Origin of the sequence: Neobacillus niacini, from assembly GCF_048572935.1 — a bacterium.
GTDB classification, from domain to species: Bacteria; Bacillota; Bacilli; order Bacillales; family Cytobacillaceae; genus Neobacillus; species Neobacillus niacini.
The window spans coordinates 5650424-5668221 of record NZ_CP183883.1; the positions used below are offsets into that span (position 1 = coordinate 5650424).

The following is a 17798-nucleotide window of genomic DNA, read 5'->3' on the forward strand; positions in this document are numbered from 1 at the left end:
TAACATAACATTTTTTCAGGAGAAGTAAATATGTTATAGTTTGTCTAGGAGGGAGAAATATGGCTAAATATTCAAGTAAAATAAATAAAATACGCAGCTTTGCACTATCCTTAATATTTATTGGCTTTATTGTTATGTACGGTGGAATATACTTTCGCAACTCTCCACTTATTATGACCATCTTTATGCTTTTTGGACTATTATTTATTATTGCAAGCACCGTCGTTTACTTCTGGATCGGGATGTTATCAACGAAAACGATTCAAGTAAAATGTCCAAGCTGTGGAAAACACACGAAAATGCTTGGGAAAGTGGATATGTGTATGTATTGTCGTGAACCTTTGACCCTTGATCCGAATCTGGAAGGCAAAGAGTTTGATGAATCCTATAATAAAAAGTCAAAAAATAAAAAGCCGATAGCTTAATCGGCTTTTTCAATATTAATGCACTTCTTTACTGGTACACTCAGGACAAGTCCCGTAAACTTCCATACGATGATTATTCACTTTAAATCCGGTAACATGTGAAGCAAGTTGTTCCACTTCATTTAATCCTGGGTAATGGAAATCAACGATTTTTCCACAGCTCTCACAAATCACATGGTAATGATGTGATGTTACAAAATCAAACCTTGCTGAAGCGTCACCATATGTCAATTCTTTTACTAAACCTACCTCACGAAATACTCGTAAATTATTGTAAACTGTCGCCACACTCATATTAGGGAATTTTCCTTCAAGGGCTTTATAGATATCATCTGCTGTAGGATGTGACATCGAGTTTATTAAATATTCAAGTATCGCATGACGTTGTGGAGTTATACGTACTCCAGTTTCTTTTAATGTTTCCAATGCTTCTTTTAACTGATTCATCGCCATGCACCTCTATTCCAAAAATATTCTTAAATTATAATTGTTATAATTAGTTTACTAAGTAATTATTACTTTTGTCAATATTGTTATATCATTATTAGGCAATTGTTATTATTTTTCTTGGTGCAGGGTCTGCTCTTTTATCCCTAGAGTATGATTAACAAAACGAGCCGTAACAAATAATAGGTCTGATAGTCGGTTTAAGTAAGCCAATACAAGAGAATTAACATCTTCCCCCAACGAAACTGCACATCTCTCCGCTCTTCTGGCTGTTGTACGAGCAACATGGAATGCTGCACCAGCGGAATGTCCTCCAGGAAGGATAAAATTAGTGAGTTCTGGAAGGGATTCATTTAATTCGTCAATTTGCTTTTCCATTTCTTCAATATCACTGGCATTGAGAGACCACTTTACTTCCTTCCCCTTAGGGGTTGCCAGCTCCGCTCCAACATGAAATAGATTTGTTTGTATTTTATGATACATATTCTCTATTAATTCTTTCTTTTGAAAAGATTCATCTCTTAAAAAACTTATCGCTAGTCCTATCATTGAATTCGTTTCATCACAGGTCCCATATGCCTCAACACGTAAATCATTTTTCGCGACCCTCTGACCATATATTAATGATGTAGTCCCTTTGTCACCCGTTTTTGTATAAATCTTCATATTTTTCCCCCATCCGTGTTTTGTGATATGTATCCTATTTGTTTACTCCCATCATAACATTTAAAAGACAGCCAATAAATTATGAAATAAAGGGGTTACAATCAATCCATAAAAAAAAGGGTCGATTACCGACCCAACAAGTTTTATCTGAGGAGGTATGCCCTAATAAAATGATATTCAAATTGCTTTCTTTTGCATTGGACAAATGCCTTTTCTATAGAAAATAGGCTGGATTTAAGTTTAAAAAATACCATATATTCTTTTTGATTTATGGATTAATCGCAAGCCCATCCTCAGCAGCAATAATTTCTCCTTTATAGCCTGCAGCTGAAAATACTTTTGAAATACTAGGTATGTCTACCTTACCTAGACCAATATGGGTTAAGACAACTTTTTTAGCTTTAGCATCTGCTGCCATTTTGGCAAGGTCTTCTAGTGTAGCATGCGATTGCTTTAAACCATTCTTTAGACTTTCCCGCGCCTGTTCTGGGACGAAGGAAAAATCACTCGCTAACATTCCATCTATCACTAGAATATCAGCATTCTTTGCAAACTTTGCAAATTCCTCAGAATAGGTTAAATCACCTGATACCACTACACTTTGTCCCTTTGCATCAAATCGATAGGCATAGGTTGGAACAGTATGTGGGACAGGAATAGATGAAATTTTCACGCCATCGAGCTCGAACTTATATTTATCCTCTGTAAAATCTTGAATACTTACATTTGTAAAAATTCCATCCTTTGGCCAGCCTAAACTAGAACGATACTCTAAATCCGACTTAAAGAAATTAACTGTCGTATTATATAGTTCTTGGACTTGAGGTCCGACTAGATTTAGGGAACGTCTTCCTGTAGGTCCCTGCCAGCCATCAATGAAAAAGTTCCAAAAGCCTCCATTATGGTCAACATGCTGATGTGTAAACAACATATTTGTAATTTTTTCTGCAGGCAGACCAATCTTTAATAGTGTACTCGTTGTATTTTCTCCGCTGTCGACTAAGAAAAATTTATCTTTATATTGTACTAATGTACTTGGAGCCCCACGGCCAACCTCCGTTTTTGGATTGCCTGAACCAACAATCACAACTTGTAAACCAGCAGGTACTGTATCAAATGTGGAGTTGCCATTTTTATTTTGTGACGGCTTTTTATCAGCTGACTCTTTCGTACCACATCCACTAATTACCATAACTATTAACAAAACTAAGAGTAAAAGTTTTCGCGACATTTATCCTGCTCTCCTTCTATACATTAATACTATACTTGGAAACTAGTTTTAACATCTGATTTGGAGTTAACTGAACTTTAGATGGTGCTGTTTCCTTATATAGAAATGCTAATATGAATGCAAGGGCACCAGCCGCAGCAGCAAATTAATAATCCAGTATGAAATTTCCATATTTCAAGGTATTGACTATGTTTGTTTAAAACACGCTCTATGATAATATAGAAATTAAGGTTTTTAGGAGGTTCAAATATGGAAATGATAAAAAAAGGAACGACCATCCAATCACTAGAAGTCGGGATGGGCATTGTTGATTCAATCGCCAAACAAGGCAGACCTTTAAAGTTTTCTGAAATTCAAGAATTAACACAGATTACCAAAAGTAATCTTTATAAATACTTAAATACCTTTACACAATTAGGCCTCCTCTTTCGTTACAAGGATACAGGAGAATATGTATTGGGGAGCAAGTTAATTGAATACGGAATGGCCGCTGTAGATCAAGAAAATGTTATCGACCGTATTTCTCCTTATCTGCATGAGATAAACGATAAATTTTCGAGCACCGTCCTATTCTCAAGCTGGACCCATAACGGTCCTATGATCATTAAAGATTATAATAAAAATCGCGGGATAAATATTGGTGCTCAAATAGGAACCATACTTCCTATACGATCTGCCTCAGGCAAAGTGTTTATGGCCTATATGGAGGAGCAAATGATTCGTGAGTGGAAAGAGAAAGAATTTATGCAAATTCCTCTAGAAAAGCTAAGTCAGCTTGAAGCAGAATGTAAAATCATACGTGAGAAAGAAATTGCCTTTGCAAGGGAACCGCTGGTACCATCTGTATCCTCGGTATCCATCCCTGTTTTAAATTATCAGAGAAAACTCCTCGGCAGCATAACCGTTGTTGGTTTTTCCGAAACTATCCCACAAGATGAAAATAATGAGCTGTCACAATTCTTACTTTCTATTAGCAAAGAACTATCGGCCGGCTTCGGCTTTAAAAAATAAGCGGGTATCTCCCGCTTATTTTTTTCTATATAGAAAGCCTTACTTCTAATTGAAGTAAAGCTCCTATGTGTGCTGTGCTATATGACTCTTTTACACTAGATTCTCTTTCACATACTGTAAAGCTTCTTCCACATGCCCTTTTACTTTAACCTTCCGCCATTCTTTCACCAGTTTACCTTCTTTATCAATAACAAATGTCGATCTTTCGATTCCCATATATTCTTTACCAAAATTCTTCTTTAACTTCCATACCTCATACAATTCAGAAACTTGATGATCTTCATCAAATAAAAGTACGAACGGTAAGTTATACTTTTCTATAAATTTTTCATGCTTTGCTACAGGGTCAGGGCTAACGCCAATAATAACAGAGTCTAACTTTGAAAAGTCACCGTGATAATCCCTGAAATCACATGCTTGGGTCGTACAACCCGGTGTCATATCCTTAGGATAAAAATACAATACAACATTTTTACCTTTTAAATCTGACAACTTCACTTTTTCACCATTACTTGCTAACAATTCAAAATCAGGAGCCTGTTTACCTAACTCTATTGTCATACCTTAAACCACCTCATGGAAAGTATTCTCTTCCATAAGCCTAACCAAACATGATAAACAATACAACTATTTAATATCCTTTACTTCACGATCCATCAATGCCCGAGCTACAAATGCGGCTGGCAGTGTATAGCCAATTAATGCTTCCACAACAGCAACCATTCTCCCTAAGCCGTGTGGAATAACATCTCCATTTCCAACGGAAAATAATGTCATTGCACTAAAATAAAAGCTTGTTTCAAACAAGTTATAGTTGTTTTCACCATTTACCTCAACAAGTAATGAAATTCCTTTTAATTCAAATAATAAATAGATGAGCCCAAACCCAAGAATAACAGTTAGATAGATAGATCCCAAAAAAAGTGCATTTTCAATAGAAACAAACTTTCCTTTTACGGTGTTTGGAATAAATAACGTTCTAATACTCATAAAAATACAGAAGATTACGATTGGTAATAAGAAATAAAACATCAGCGTACACCTCGGGTAGAATCAGTTAGTCTCATTCTATGCCAGCTTGGACAATAAAATATCAACAATCATAGCTAAAGTATCAGGACCGAGAAATATTTCAAAAAGTAAAACAAATAAAAGTCGATTAAAAAAGTGCTATTATAGGAAGGAATCCATTTCAAGGAGGAAAAGAAATGCAATTTACTAATTCAGAACGAATACATAATGAAGCGTTAAAACATATTGTTGGTGGTGTAAACAGCCCCTCCCGCTCTTACAAAGCCGTTGGCGGCGGTGCCCCAGTGGTTATGGAACGAGCTCAAGGAGCCTATTTTTGGGATGTCGACGGGAACCAGTATATTGATTATCTAGCTGCTTACGGTCCGATTATCACAGGTCATGCCCATCCTCACATTACAGAAGCGATTAAAAAAGCAGCTGAGACTGGTGTTCTTTATGGAACTCCTACCCCGCATGAGGTAAAGTTTGCAAAAATGCTAAAGGAAGCCATGCCCTTTTTAGAAAAGGTTCGTTTTGTGAATTCAGGTACAGAAGCTGTCATGACAACGATTCGTGTAGCACGTGCCTATACTGGAAGAGATAAGATTATTAAGTTTGCAGGTTGTTACCATGGTCACTCTGACCTTGTTCTTGTTGCAGCCGGGTCAGGTCCTTCTACTCTCGGCACCCCTGATTCTGCAGGAGTTCCCAAGAGTATCGCCCAAGAAGTGATTACCGTACCTTTTAATGATATTGAACCTTTTAAGGAAGCGTTAGAAAAATGGGGCGACCAAATAGCTGCTGTCCTAGTGGAACCGATTGTCGGGAACTTCGGAATTGTCGAACCAAAGCCGGGATTCTTACAGCAGGTAAATGATCTTACTCATGCTGCAGGTGCACTCGTTATCTATGATGAAGTCATTACAGCTTTCCGCTTTATGTATGGTGGAGCACAGGATTTATTAGGAATTCAGCCAGATTTAACAGCTTTAGGGAAAATTATTGGCGGCGGTCTGCCAATTGGAGCCTATGGCGGACGCAAGGAAATTATGGAAGAAGTTGCGCCACTAGGCCCAGCCTATCAAGCAGGAACAATGGCAGGTAATCCAGCCTCCATTCTTTCGGGGATTGCCTGTCTTGAAGTGCTAAAGCAAGATGGAGTTTATGATTACCTTGATCGATTAGGAGCTATGCTTGAACAAGGAATTTTAGCGGCAGCTAAAGAGCATGATATTCAAATTACCATCAATCGTTTGAAGGGTGCACTTACGGTTTATTTTACAAACGAAAAAATTGAAAACTATGAGCAGGCAGAAAATACCGATGGTGAAACGTTCGGAAAGTTCTTCAAGCTAATGCTGCAACAAGGAATAAATCTTGCACCTTCTAAATATGAAGCATGGTTCTTAACCATTGCTCATACTGAAGAAGACATAGAGGCTACACTTCATGCTGTAAATAATGCATTTTCTGCGCTTAGAACCGAATAAATATACATTTTTTATTCAAATATAGAGAGTGAAAACCACTCTCTATATTTTTTACTTTGTTTTGAAAACGTTTTCAATTCAACACTTTTTTCCATTTCTCTTCCTTATTGTTTCCTCAATTTTCTATCCACTTTTTTGTATATTTATTTGATTTCTGAAAATTCATATGATAATATAAAATTATTATTTTTCTAAAAATTTCTATAACTCCCCGTTTTTTATGGCAGCAAATCTTACACTAAATACCTATATAGGAGGTGAATCGGCTTTAGATGGACATCCGCTGAAGCCAAATTTATATGACAGAAAGATGGACTCCTTCCCTTTTTAAAGATTTCCACAAACATGAGCACGATGCCTGCGGAATTGTCGCTTGTCTCGAAAAAAACAAACTTCCAACAAGAAAAAACATTTTTGATTGCATAGATGCCTTAGTTACCATGAATCATCGTGCTGGTTTCATTAATGGTGAAGGGGATGGGGTTGGGATTCATGTTGATATCCCAACGGCACTTTGGAAGGAAAAATTACAAAGTGCTGGTGTAGACCCGTCTCATACAGATCATACTAGCTTTGCTGTAGGTCATGTTTTTATCAGCCAAAAAGCTGACTGGTTATCTACTAAACAAGAATTACTAGAGAAACTGCAAAACTATGGTTTAGAAGTCATTTTTGAAACGAATCAAGTCACAGATTCAAGTGCTTTAGGTCCCATTGCGATCCAAGAAAACCCTGTCTTCTGGCAATTTGCCTGCCTTTCTGAACAAGCAGGGCAAGAACTGACGAAAGTCTTATTCGAAGTAATTATCGATTTCGAAACCAATGAACATGTGCATGTTGCATCGCTAAGCCAAAATCATGCAGTATATAAAGTTATGGGCGCTGGCGATATTCTCTCTCGTTACTATAAGGATTTAGCTAGTCCCATTGTTGCCTCAACGATTACTCTCGGTCATAATCGTTACTCTACCAATACCCTTTCCAGTTTTTTCCGTGTACAGCCTTTTAGTGTGCTCGGTCACAATGGAGAAATTAATACCATTGCCAAACTTCGTGATGAAGCAAGGATGATTGGTGTTCCACTCGTAAAGGACGGCAGTGACTCACAAGATTTAAGCCGGACAATGGAAACCTTAATATGCCGTGAAGGATATACATTATTCGAGGCAATGGATTTGTTATTCCCGCCTATTATCAATGAAATTAAAGCCTACTCTCCTGACTTACAAGACTTATATACTTACATTCGTGAAGCTTGGGGTCATTATGCGCAAGGTCCTGCTGGCATTATTTCTAGATATGGAGATGAAGCAGTGTTTAGTGTAGATGCATTAGGTCTACGCCCTCTTTGGATGCTTGAGATCGAAACTTCTTATTTATTTTCATCTGAACCAGGGATCATCCCTTCTAGTGAGTATGTCAACGAACCTAAGCCTTTGGCTCCTGGAGAAAAAGTCGGCTTTAAGTGGAACAATCATAAATTAGAAGTTTACGAGCAGAACCGCTTTCAAAGAGAGGTTTATAACCGCTTTTCCAACCGCTTAAATCTTGGAAATTCTAGATTACGTTTACAAGTGCCAACGTTTGAAAAAACGATTACCATGAATTATCCCGACAAAATTCATAATGGACAATATAAAGCGTTTGGCTGGGAAAGAGACCACATTCAATTTATTGAGCAAATGGCTGAAAAAGGTGTCGAGCCAATTCGCTCCCTTGGTCATGACGCACCATTGGCTGCACTGAATCCTGAACGCAAAAACATTGCGGATTATATTAAAGAAAGTGTAGCAGTTGTTACCAATCCAGCCATTGACCGCGACCGTGAAACGGAACACTTTTCAACAAGGGTAATTATCGGAAAGCGTCCTGGTTTATTCAAAAAAGATAAAATAGAAAGTATTCTTGAGTTGACCACTCCCCTCCTACTAGAGGGCAAGGCTGGTTTTAGCTGTTCAGAAACGATTGGGCAGCCGAGCTTTGATCAAGTCGTTCAGCATTTCCAAAAGCAAAAGCTTGTCGCGTTTATTTCGGCAACCTTTAGGAAAGATGAAAGCATTGATAAGGCACTAACAAGAATTTCGGATGAAGCCGTTCAAGCGGTTACTTCAGGAAAGTCATTAATCATCCTTGATGACGCAAACGCCCATCAGGAAGACTTTTACTGGATTGATCCACATTTAGTTACATCTGCCGTCGATCAAGCATTGGTAAAGGCAGAATTAAGAAGAAATAGTTCATTAGTACTTCGTTCAGCTGCGATTCGTTCGCTGCATGACATCGTGACAGTTTTTGGATTAGGTGCAGATTTAATCAGCCCTTATTATATGTTCATGACAGTGCTTGATGAAGATAATAAACCTCTGATTAACCTCTATAATGCATTATCGAAAGGACTTGAAAAGGTAATTTCAACCATTGGCATTCATGAATTACGAGGATACGGCCGGCTATACTCAAGCATTGGCCTACACGCTGAAATTGCCAATATATTAAATATAGTTAACTTTTTTGGCTCCACAGAGATTGAGAATGATTTTGAAGCAATGAAGAATGACGCTTTTGCTAGAGCTGTAGATTATCAGAATGAGAAGGAAAGAGTCGGGAAAACGTTCCACTTATTCCCACGTATTTGGAAGGCGATAGGTGAAGTTGCTGCAACTGGTGACTACAGTGCCTACCGGGAAAAAATCAGCGAACAAGAAGAGCAAAATCCAACAACAATCCGTCATTTAATTCAATTAAAGCAGAGCAATCAAACAATCTCGCCAGAAAATGTTAACATTACAGTTGGTGAACATGATTTACCATTTATTATTTCTTCTATGTCATTTGGTTCGCAGAATGAGATTGCATTTAGAGCTTATGCTGAAGGTGCTGACCGCTTAAACATGGTCAGTCTCAATGGTGAAGGCGGAGAAATCAAGGATATGCTTGGTAAATATCCAAAAACTAGAGGACAGCAAATTGCCTCTGGACGTTTTGGCGTAAACGCTGAGCTTTTAAACTCATCTAATCTATTAGAAATTAAAATTGGTCAAGGTGCAAAGCCTGGCGAAGGCGGTCACTTACCTGGTTCGAAGGTTACAGCTAAAGTTGCTGCTGCACGTAATGCCACACTTGGATCTGACTTAATTTCACCATCAAATAATCATGATATTTATTCCATTGAGGATCTTGCACAAATGATCCTTGAGTTAAAAACAGGCAATGACCAAGCGAAAATTGCTGTAAAGGTACCAGTTGTACCGAACATCGGCACCATTGCTGTTGGTATCGCTAAAGCTGGCGCTGATATTATAACATTAAGCGGTTTTGATGGCGGTACGGGTGCTGCCAGAATCCATGCGCTTCAGCACGTTGGACTTCCAGTTGAAATCGGTGTAAAAGCAGCCCATAATGCCCTTCTTGAAAGTGGACTCCGCAATCAAGTAGAAATTTGGGCAGATGGCGGCATGAAGAGTGCTCTGGATGTTATGAAGGTTATGCTCCTTGGTGCAAACCGTGTTGGTTTTGGAACACTATCAATGCTTGCAATTGGCTGTACTACTTGCCGTGGATGTCATTTAGATACCTGTCATGTCGGGATTGCTACACAAATTGAATCTGAAGTTCAAGCGAAGGAACATGGACTTCGACGTTTTGTACCACGTCAACTTGACCTTGCTGTTAATGGTATCATGAATCTATTTTCATCCTTTGGAAACGAATTGAAAGCTCTGGCGGCTTCTGTCGGTATAACTAATTTGCAGGACGCGGTAGGACGCTCTGATTTATTAGAGCAGGTTAAAGGAAAAAATCGGCTTAACCTATCGTATCTATTAAAGCCATTAGAGATTAGCCAATTCACCAAAATAGAAGAATCTAAGGCATTACAAGAAGTTCAATTGCAAGTGGCCGTTGGTGCTGAGTATTTAGACGCCAGCGTAGATCAATTACACTCTTCTCGTGAATTCAGTAGCGTCACTTCTGAACAGCGTGTCTTAGCAAGCAGAGTTTCTTGTCATCGTGTCCGTGGAAGACTTGATGGTTCTTACCAGCAACTCCCTCCTGTACAGCTGAAGTATAAGAATGGCTCCATTCCTGGTAATGGATTAGGAGCGTATAATAGCGGCGGAATTGAAATTACGGTTAACGGCGGAGGTCAAGATGGAGTTGGTAAAACTTCTTTTGGTGGTAATATCTATATCCTGAAGTCCAAAGGAAAAGACGGCAATTATTATAATGGTTCTGTTGGAAAAGGTTTCGGATATGGCGCACAAAAAGGTCTTCTTGTAGCTCAAGGTAATGCTGACGCCCGTGCAGGAATTCGTCTTTCTGGTGCTGACCTAATCATCGGGGGCTTTGTGAAGAAGCCTATTCCTGAGAAAGAAACAGGTAATATCGGTGCCAATGCAAATATTAAGGGTTTTGCCTTTGAATACATGACAAACGGCCGCGGCTTAGTTTTAGGAGATCCTGGTCCATGGATTTGTGCAGGAATGACTGGTGGAGTCGTTTATGTCCGCCAACAGCCTGAATTAGGTTTAACAGCAGAAGCGATCATGCGAAGGATTGCTAAAGGTGCTAAAGTCTCCGTCATGAGCTTAACCGACAATGGGAAAAAAGATGTGAATGAGCTTCTTGGTAAATATACAGATGTACTGGCCAATGATGGTCAGACAGAAGAGGCAAATCAGCTTCGTGCGTTGCTCTCTAACCCAGAAGATCACTTTATTCAAATTGTTCCAGTCAAAGAACAAGCTGACCCAGCTGTTTCTACAGAATGATATTAGAAGAATGTCCGCTTACTAAGTGGACGTTCTTTTTTTACGTTTAAACAAATATCTTTAACTATTGCTGATAAAAATTCATATAATATCTCTTGATAAAATTGTTTAATCCATGATATAGTACGTACTTGTTCATTAATGACGTAAACTATATACAAATCACTCAAATTGAAAGGAAACTATTTGGAATGAAGTTAGGTGCCCGCATCTTTAAAACGGGAATTGCAATTGTCTTATCCCTTTACTTAGCCCAGCTGCTGCACTCACCCTCTCCTGTATTGGCAGGCATTGCTGCAATTTTTGCAATCCAGCCAACGATTTATCGGTCCTATTTAACGATTGTTGAACAAATACAAGGAAATTTAATCGGTGCGATTCTTGCGGTGATATTTGTTCTTCTACTAGGAAATCACATTATCATCATTGGCTTAGCTGCAGTAATTGTTATTATTATCAACCTTAAATTAAAAATTGAAAATACAATCGGACTATCTCTTGTAACGCTAATTTCAATTATGGAAACCCCTGGTACCGATTTTATACCGTTTGCCGGAATCCGTTTCTCAACCATCATGATTGGCGTCTTTTCTGCCTTTGTGGTAAACCTTGTTTTCCTGCCGCCTAAATATGAAAACAAGCTGTATTTTAAAATTACAGGGACGACAGAGGAAATTATTCGCTGGATTCGATTAAGTACTCGGCATGACTTTGACCACAATTTGCTAAAGGCAGATATTGAAAAATTAAAAGATAATTTAATTAAAATAGAACAGTTTTATTTAATGTATAAAGAAGAAAGAAGTTATTTTAAAAAGATTAGCTTAGAAAAGTCAAGAAAACTAGTAGTCTTCAGGCAAATGAGTTCTAGTGCCAAAAAGGCACTGGATACATTAAAAAAACTTCACCGATTTGAAAACGAAATCCTTCATCTGCCAGAAAATTTTCAACAGTCGATTCAAGAACAGCTCGACAGTGTGATTTACCATCATGAGCAATTAATGCTTAGATTTATTGGCAAAGTTCCAACACCTTTGGACAATGAAACAAATACTTGTATTAATAATAAGGAATTATTCGAGTTATTCTTGAGCCATCAAAAGCTCTACAGTCATCAAGACGACCCGCATTTGTATCATACTATGCAAATAATCTCCTCCATCATTGATTACGGGGAACAGGTTGAACATCTAGATACATTAATAACTAGCTTTCACTCCTTCCATCATAATGAGGTATCGATTGAACAGAAGGATATAGAATAAAAGAGAACAAAAAATGACGTATACCAATACGTCATTTTTTGTTGCTTTTTTCTATGCCTCCAGCGGAGCCTTTTCTTTATGCTGTTCTAACTGCTGAACTTGAAATAATTTATAATAATTTCCCTTTTTCTCCATTAATTCATCATGTTTACCTACTTCAACAATTTGGCCATGTTCGATTAAAACAATTCGATCAGCATGGGTGATGGTCGATAAACGGTGGGCTACCACAAAGGTGGTCCGATCCTTCGCCAATTTATCAAGTGCTTCTTGGATTAGATGTTCACTTTCTAAATCAAGAGCTGAAGTTGCCTCATCTAAGATTAATATCGGCGGGTTTCGTAAAAACACGCGGGCAATAGCGACTCGTTGCTTTTGACCGCCTGAAAGTTTAACGCCTCTTTCCCCAACCTTGGTATCGTACCCATTTGCTAAATTTTCGATAAAATCATGGGCATTGGCTGCTTTAGCGGCTTGATAAACTTCTTCATCCGTTGCCCCGGGTTTACCTAATAAGATATTGTTCTTAACAGATTCACTAAATAAGATATTATCCTGAAAAACCACTCCTATTTTATCTCGGAGGGATTGGACCTGGAAGTGGCGGATATCCACTCCATCTAAGAGTATTTTTCCTTTAGTGACATCGTAGAAACGAGGTATTAGGCTGACAAGTGACGACTTGCCTCCACCGCTCATCCCAACAAGGGCAATCGTCTCACCTTTTTTTACATTAAGGTTGATATTTTTCAGGATCATTTCCTCTGATTCATTGTAGCTAAAGTGAACATGGTCAAACGTAATGTCCCCCTTCACATCCTTGCATTCGACGGCATTTGGAGCATCAACAATATCATATTTTTCATCCATGAATTCAAATACCCGATCCATCGACGCGAAGGACTGCGTCAAGGTTGTGGAAGAGTTCACAAGCCTTCTTAACGGATTGTACAATTTATCAATATACGCAAAAAACGCAATCATGGTCCCCAACGATAAATCTCCTTGTATAACAAGGTATGCAGAGTATCCGATCACAAGCAAAGGAGCAATATCGGTAATGGTGTTAACCGCTGCAAACGCCTTTGCATTCCAACTGGTGTGCTCTAACGCTTTATCTAAAAAGTTTTTATTTTGTTTATCAAACTGTGTCTGCTCAAACTCTTCGATTGCAAAACTTTTTATGACAGGCATTCCTTGCACACGTTCATGAAGGTAACTCTGAACCTCAGCAAGCGCTTGAGAACGAGACTTTGTAAGTTTACGCAAGTTGCCAAAAAAGTATCTGATTGAAATCGCATAAAGTGGAAATAACAAAATCGAAACCAACGTTAAACTGACATTCATATAAAACATAATGATGATGGCGATAACAATTGTGGCGATATCCAGCCACAAATTCATTAAACCGGTCATTACGAATGTTTTTGTCTGCTCAACATCATTTATAACTCGTGAAATGACTTCTCCAGAACGTGTATTAGCATAATACTTAAAGCTGAGTTTCTGGATATGGGTATACATACGGTCACGGATATCATATAAAATTTTACTTGATGTCCATTGTGCGAAATATTGGCGATAATATTCAATTGGTGGTCTTAAGAAAACAAAAACAACAATCATTACCCCCATTATCAGAAGTAGTTTTTCTATTTTCTCATCATTGGTTAAACCACCTTTTCCAATAATATCATCCACAACATACTTAATGAGCATGGGTATGATTAGAGGAATGGCAAATTTTACAATCCCGATAATAATCGTCCCAAAGATTTGAAGACGATATGGCTTAACAAATTCAAGATACCTGCGAACACTGCTCAAGATTGCCCCTCCTTTCTGCTGTTACATCAATAGGAACATGGAAAAATGATGAAGGCAGCTACTATACCGTGTAGGTGCCTTCATCATCTTTCCATGGCGTTGGACATTTTCCATTAACGTCTGTAAGTTAAGTAACGCTCATACCAGATATCAATAAAATCTGGTGCAAATGGTCCTTTCCGCTGACGGATCCATTGAATGAGCTTATCAACATTTCGTTTTAATATTTGGTCAATCACTTCGGGATATTTCATCTCACGACGGTGACGTTCATACTCATCTTCATCCAACAAATTAAACGTCATATCAGGGAATACCTTGATATCGAGGTCATAATCAATATATTTAACTGCTTCGCCATCAAAGATAAATGGTGAGCTGAGATTACAATAGTAGTAAATACCATCTTCACGAATCATACCAATAATATTAAACCAGTATTGTGAATGAAAATAACAAATTGCTGGTTCCCTTGTAATCCACGTTCTTCCATCTGATTCCGTTACAATTGTGCGATCATTCCCGCCAATCACTAAATTTTGGGATCCCTTTAAAACGGTCGTTTCTTCCCAAACGCGATGGATGTGCCCATTGTGTTTATAGCTATGTATTTGTATTGGTTCTCCTTCGATGGGTACGCCCATGATTCTCCCCTTCTTCCTTCCTAAACGCTTTGTAACCTTTATTCCTGTACTTAATCGACAAATGGTAACAAATCATTTACTATTTCTTATTATTATAACGGTTGAATAAAGAATTTAAAACAAAAGAGCCATTGATTTCAATGACTCTTTGAAAAAAATTACCTATTTTTCACTATTTTTTACATTTTTGGCCTATATGGAAGGTTCTAAGTCACTTTCACGATAGGATTGAATCACTTCTTCTGTTTGTTTTTCAAAAATTTCCTGAATTTCTTTTAACTCTTTTTTCATTTGATTGATATCAAATTGAACACTTTCTAACTCGGTTTCGTTTTGAATAGTCTGTAGTTGTTGTTCGATTTCTTGACAACGTTCAAGTTCTCCCTGAAGGTATAGTAATTTTTCCATTGTCAACATCTGCTCAGATACTAAACGGTTAAAATGATCCATTTACCACACCGCCTTATTTTTTCTATCTAATATGTATTCTTTAATCAGCAGTTATATCCTTTGACTACTTATGTAAACTTGGGAGAAGTTTTGTCGAAAAAGTTTTTTTCACAGAAAGAAGACGCTCTTTCGAATGAGAGCGCCTTCTGCTTACGAATTTATTAGCTTTGACCAAATTGACCAGAATTTCCTTGGCCTTTGTTAGCTTGAGATTGCTGGTTTTGTCTTCTTACTTCAGCAGCATCTGTTTGGCTAGCGAATTCAGTTCCGAATTGACCAGCTGAACCAGCAGCGCCAGCAGAACCTTGTTGAGATTGCTGATTTTGTCTTCTAACTTCAGCAGCATCTGTTTGGCTAGCGAATTCAGTTCCGAATTGACCAGCTGAACCTTGAGATTGTGCATTTTGTTGTCTAACTTCTTGGATGTTAGTTCCAGCAGAAGTTTTGTTTGGTTGTTGGTTGAAGTTGTTTGCCATTTTAATCACCTCCACAAAAATTAAGATACCCAGGAGGTGAAAAGACTATCCAAAAAAGTTTCAAAAAAATTTACTCTTAGACCAATAACGAAATCCCGCCATCGACAATAATGGTTTGCCCTCGGATCATACTAGAGTTTTCAGACAAAAGGAACATCACACAATTTACCATATCCTCGATTTCGACCATTCGTCCCGCTGGAGTTTTCTCCTTGGCTTCCTGGAGAAGCTCCTCACGATTTGGAAAATGTGTTAAGGCCTCTGTATCAACGGCCCCTCCAGAAACAGCATTAACCACGATATTTTTCGGAGCTAATTCTACTGCTAAATATCTTGTTAAGGCTTCTAAGGCTGCTTTAGACACCCCTACGACCGTGTAATTTTCTAAATAACGAATAGATCCTAAAGAACTTATGCTGACAATCTTTCCGCCGCCATTTTTCTCCATTAATTTGGCCGCTTCTTGCGCACAAAATAGTAAAGCTTTACTGTTAATATTTAAGGTCCAATCCCAATGGTTTTCTTCTAATTCCATAATAGGGCGTTGAACTCCTGAGGCTGCATTATTAACAAAAATATCCAGTCTGCCGAATTCTTCTTCGATTTGTTGGAACATGGCTTTAATTTTACTAACATCACCGACATTCGCCTTTACTACTAATACTTTTCTGCCTAAAGCTTCAATCTCTTCTGCAACTTTTAGTGCGGAACTTTTACTTCTTGCATAATTGATGACGATGTCATATCCCTCTTGAGCCAGCCTTAAAGCTGTCGCTTTCCCAATTCCTCTGCTGCTTCCTGTTATGAGTGCTACTTTTTGTGTCATTTTATTCAAATTCCCTTCTAAAACAAGTTTTGTATTCATTTTAGCGTTTTAATGTATAGTTGACAATTGATTACAAAACCTAAGGCTATTAAATGAGAATGAGAAAGGAAGAAGATTATGTATGTAGGACGGGATATGACAGAGCTTTCTATGGTCTCTAAAGCTGAATGGAGGGACAGCGAACTAGCCTTCTTTCACCACTCATTGCAGCAAATTGCACCATACTTAAATAGTGAAGGTGTTACGATTCATCGTGAAATCATAGAGGAAATTGAAAATCGCGGCGGAATAAAGCGTCAAGAAGCCGATTACACACATGGAACACACGTTAGTTACGATTAATGTAACATCCCACCTTTGTTACACGTGTTACGTTTCCTAACGAAAACATTGAAAATGCAATTCAAAAATGACTATCAATTTGTTGATAGTCATTTTTGATTGATATATCCATAATTTTGATATTAACTAAAGTGTTAATTCATTTTACTATCAATAAAAAGTGTACCGTCCGGTTGAATTTCTGCATAAAAAACATCAGATACCGAATTAACCCCTGCTTTTAGAAGTTCTTGGTGCAACCAGTCAGTACTCAGGTGTAATTTGGTTAAATTTTCAGTGTTAATGTTTCCATCCAAAACGATTCCAGTTGGAAGAGGGAATTCTTTTTTCTTATTATTTACGTTCATATCCCCCTTCGTTAAAGGCTCTCCAGATTCCTTTTTCATGACTGAAAGTTTACCATCTGTTTCAAATATTGCATACTCTACTTCTGCCATAGAAAAAACGTCCTTTTGTCTAAGCATAGCCCTTAAGGAATCCAAATCTAATCTGCTCTTTTGGAGGGCTTTTTCCATAATCTTTCCTTCCTTTACCAGGATTATAGGTTCACCTACTAGAAACTTTCTAGCGTTTACAGATCTAATATCTATATAACTCATTAAAAGTGTGTAAATACTCCATCCTGCTAGAGCAATAAGTCCATTACGAATACTTAATTGATGGTCAAGTACAAGGCTTGCAGCTATTTCACCAATAGCAATAGCTGAAACAAAGTTGAAAAAAGTCATTTGACTAATCTCTTTTCTACCCATCATTCTAGTTAGTAAAAATAATACAAAAAAGCCTAACGTTATCCTTAGTAACAAAGTGTGTATTTCCATGCTTTCACCAACCATTGCAATTTTTCACTCAAGAGAATCATTCTTGTTGAGTTATCGTCGTAATGCTTTTAACTTGCCAATTTTAACCTGTATA

At 37.9% G+C, this 17798-nt stretch carries 17 protein-coding genes; 6 read left to right on the plus strand and 11 right to left on the minus strand.

Going from position 1 to position 17798, the window contains the following annotated elements:
• Positions 1-59: 59 nt before the first annotated feature.
• Positions 60-425: a YgzB family protein gene (locus tag ACN6MT_RS27740; protein ID WP_063255570.1), complete on the plus strand. Its 366-nt coding sequence runs from the start codon at positions 60-62 to the stop codon at positions 423-425.
• Between the two features lie 15 nt (positions 426-440).
• Here ACN6MT_RS27740 and perR read toward each other — a convergent pair whose 3' ends face one another.
• From perR to ACN6MT_RS27755, 3 genes are all read right to left on the minus strand, one after another.
• Entirely contained in the window at positions 441-878 is a 438-nt protein-coding gene (gene perR, locus ACN6MT_RS27745; RefSeq protein WP_063255569.1) for a peroxide-responsive transcriptional repressor PerR, read from the minus strand.
• 105 nt (positions 879-983) lie between these two features.
• Complete coding sequence (locus ACN6MT_RS27750) at positions 984-1538, minus strand: cob(I)yrinic acid a,c-diamide adenosyltransferase (RefSeq protein ID WP_419954049.1); 555 nt, start codon at positions 1536-1538, stop codon at positions 984-986.
• A 268-nt stretch (positions 1539-1806) separates the two neighbouring features.
• Positions 1807-2769, minus strand: a complete 963-nt coding sequence (locus tag ACN6MT_RS27755; protein WP_419954050.1) for an MBL fold metallo-hydrolase — start codon at positions 2767-2769, stop codon at positions 1807-1809.
• A gap of 249 nt (positions 2770-3018) precedes the next feature.
• Here ACN6MT_RS27755 and ACN6MT_RS27760 point away from each other — a divergent pair, with 249 nt between their 5' ends.
• A complete protein-coding gene (locus ACN6MT_RS27760; protein ID WP_419954051.1) occupies positions 3019-3780 on the plus strand; it encodes an IclR family transcriptional regulator in 762 nt (253 codons plus the stop codon).
• Between the two features lie 90 nt (positions 3781-3870).
• On the opposite strand, the gene bcp is transcribed toward ACN6MT_RS27760, so the two are convergent.
• Together bcp and ACN6MT_RS27770 are read right to left on the minus strand one after the other, a co-directional pair.
• On the minus strand, positions 3871-4341 hold the full coding sequence (bcp, locus tag ACN6MT_RS27765; protein WP_419954052.1) for a thioredoxin-dependent thiol peroxidase: 471 nt from the start codon (positions 4339-4341) through the stop codon (positions 3871-3873).
• A gap of 66 nt (positions 4342-4407) precedes the next feature.
• Positions 4408-4812 (minus strand): ion channel, encoded by a 405-nt coding sequence (locus tag ACN6MT_RS27770; protein ID WP_419954053.1) that lies wholly within the window; start codon positions 4810-4812, stop codon positions 4408-4410.
• Positions 4813-4988: 176 nt separating this feature from the next.
• Between ACN6MT_RS27770 and ACN6MT_RS27775 the strand changes: the two genes are divergently transcribed.
• From ACN6MT_RS27775 to ACN6MT_RS27785, 3 genes are all read left to right on the plus strand, one after another.
• Positions 4989-6284, plus strand: coding sequence for a glutamate-1-semialdehyde 2,1-aminomutase (locus ACN6MT_RS27775; RefSeq protein ID WP_419954054.1), 1296 nt, complete (start codon positions 4989-4991; stop codon positions 6282-6284).
• Positions 6285-6583: 299 nt separating this feature from the next.
• Positions 6584-11053, plus strand: a complete 4470-nt coding sequence (locus tag ACN6MT_RS27780) for a glutamate synthase-related protein (protein ID WP_419954055.1) — start codon at positions 6584-6586, stop codon at positions 11051-11053.
• A gap of 191 nt (positions 11054-11244) precedes the next feature.
• Complete coding sequence (locus ACN6MT_RS27785; RefSeq protein ID WP_063254543.1) at positions 11245-12318, plus strand: FUSC family protein; 1074 nt, start codon at positions 11245-11247, stop codon at positions 12316-12318.
• Between the two features lie 51 nt (positions 12319-12369).
• Here the strand turns inward: ACN6MT_RS27785 and ACN6MT_RS27790 are convergent, their stop codons facing one another.
• From ACN6MT_RS27790 to fabL, 5 genes are all read right to left on the minus strand, one after another.
• The gene (locus ACN6MT_RS27790; protein ID WP_419954056.1) at positions 12370-14145 is read right to left on the minus strand and encodes an ABC transporter ATP-binding protein; all 1776 of its coding nucleotides are present in this window, start codon (positions 14143-14145) and stop codon (positions 12370-12372) included.
• A 113-nt stretch (positions 14146-14258) separates the two neighbouring features.
• Positions 14259-14789: a nucleoside tri-diphosphate phosphatase gene (locus ACN6MT_RS27795; RefSeq protein WP_063254541.1), complete on the minus strand. Its 531-nt coding sequence runs from the start codon at positions 14787-14789 to the stop codon at positions 14259-14261.
• 192 nt (positions 14790-14981) lie between these two features.
• A complete protein-coding gene (locus tag ACN6MT_RS27800) occupies positions 14982-15239 on the minus strand; it encodes a YgaB family protein (protein WP_419954057.1) in 258 nt (85 codons plus the stop codon).
• Between the two features lie 161 nt (positions 15240-15400).
• On the minus strand, positions 15401-15715 hold the full coding sequence (locus ACN6MT_RS27805; RefSeq protein WP_063254539.1) for a gamma-type small acid-soluble spore protein: 315 nt from the start codon (positions 15713-15715) through the stop codon (positions 15401-15403).
• A 76-nt stretch (positions 15716-15791) separates the two neighbouring features.
• Positions 15792-16541 carry an enoyl-[acyl-carrier-protein] reductase FabL gene (gene fabL, locus ACN6MT_RS27810; RefSeq protein ID WP_063254538.1) on the minus strand — a complete coding sequence of 250 codons (750 nt, stop codon included), beginning with the start codon at positions 16539-16541 and terminating at the stop codon, positions 15792-15794.
• 117 nt (positions 16542-16658) lie between these two features.
• On the opposite strand from fabL, the gene ACN6MT_RS27815 reads away from it, so the two are divergent.
• Complete coding sequence (locus tag ACN6MT_RS27815) at positions 16659-16883, plus strand: hypothetical protein (RefSeq protein WP_419954058.1); 225 nt, start codon at positions 16659-16661, stop codon at positions 16881-16883.
• A gap of 134 nt (positions 16884-17017) precedes the next feature.
• On the opposite strand, the gene ACN6MT_RS27820 is transcribed toward ACN6MT_RS27815, so the two are convergent.
• Positions 17018-17704, minus strand: a complete 687-nt coding sequence (locus ACN6MT_RS27820) for a YetF domain-containing protein (RefSeq protein WP_419954059.1) — start codon at positions 17702-17704, stop codon at positions 17018-17020.
• Between the last annotated feature and the right edge of the window lie 94 nt (positions 17705-17798).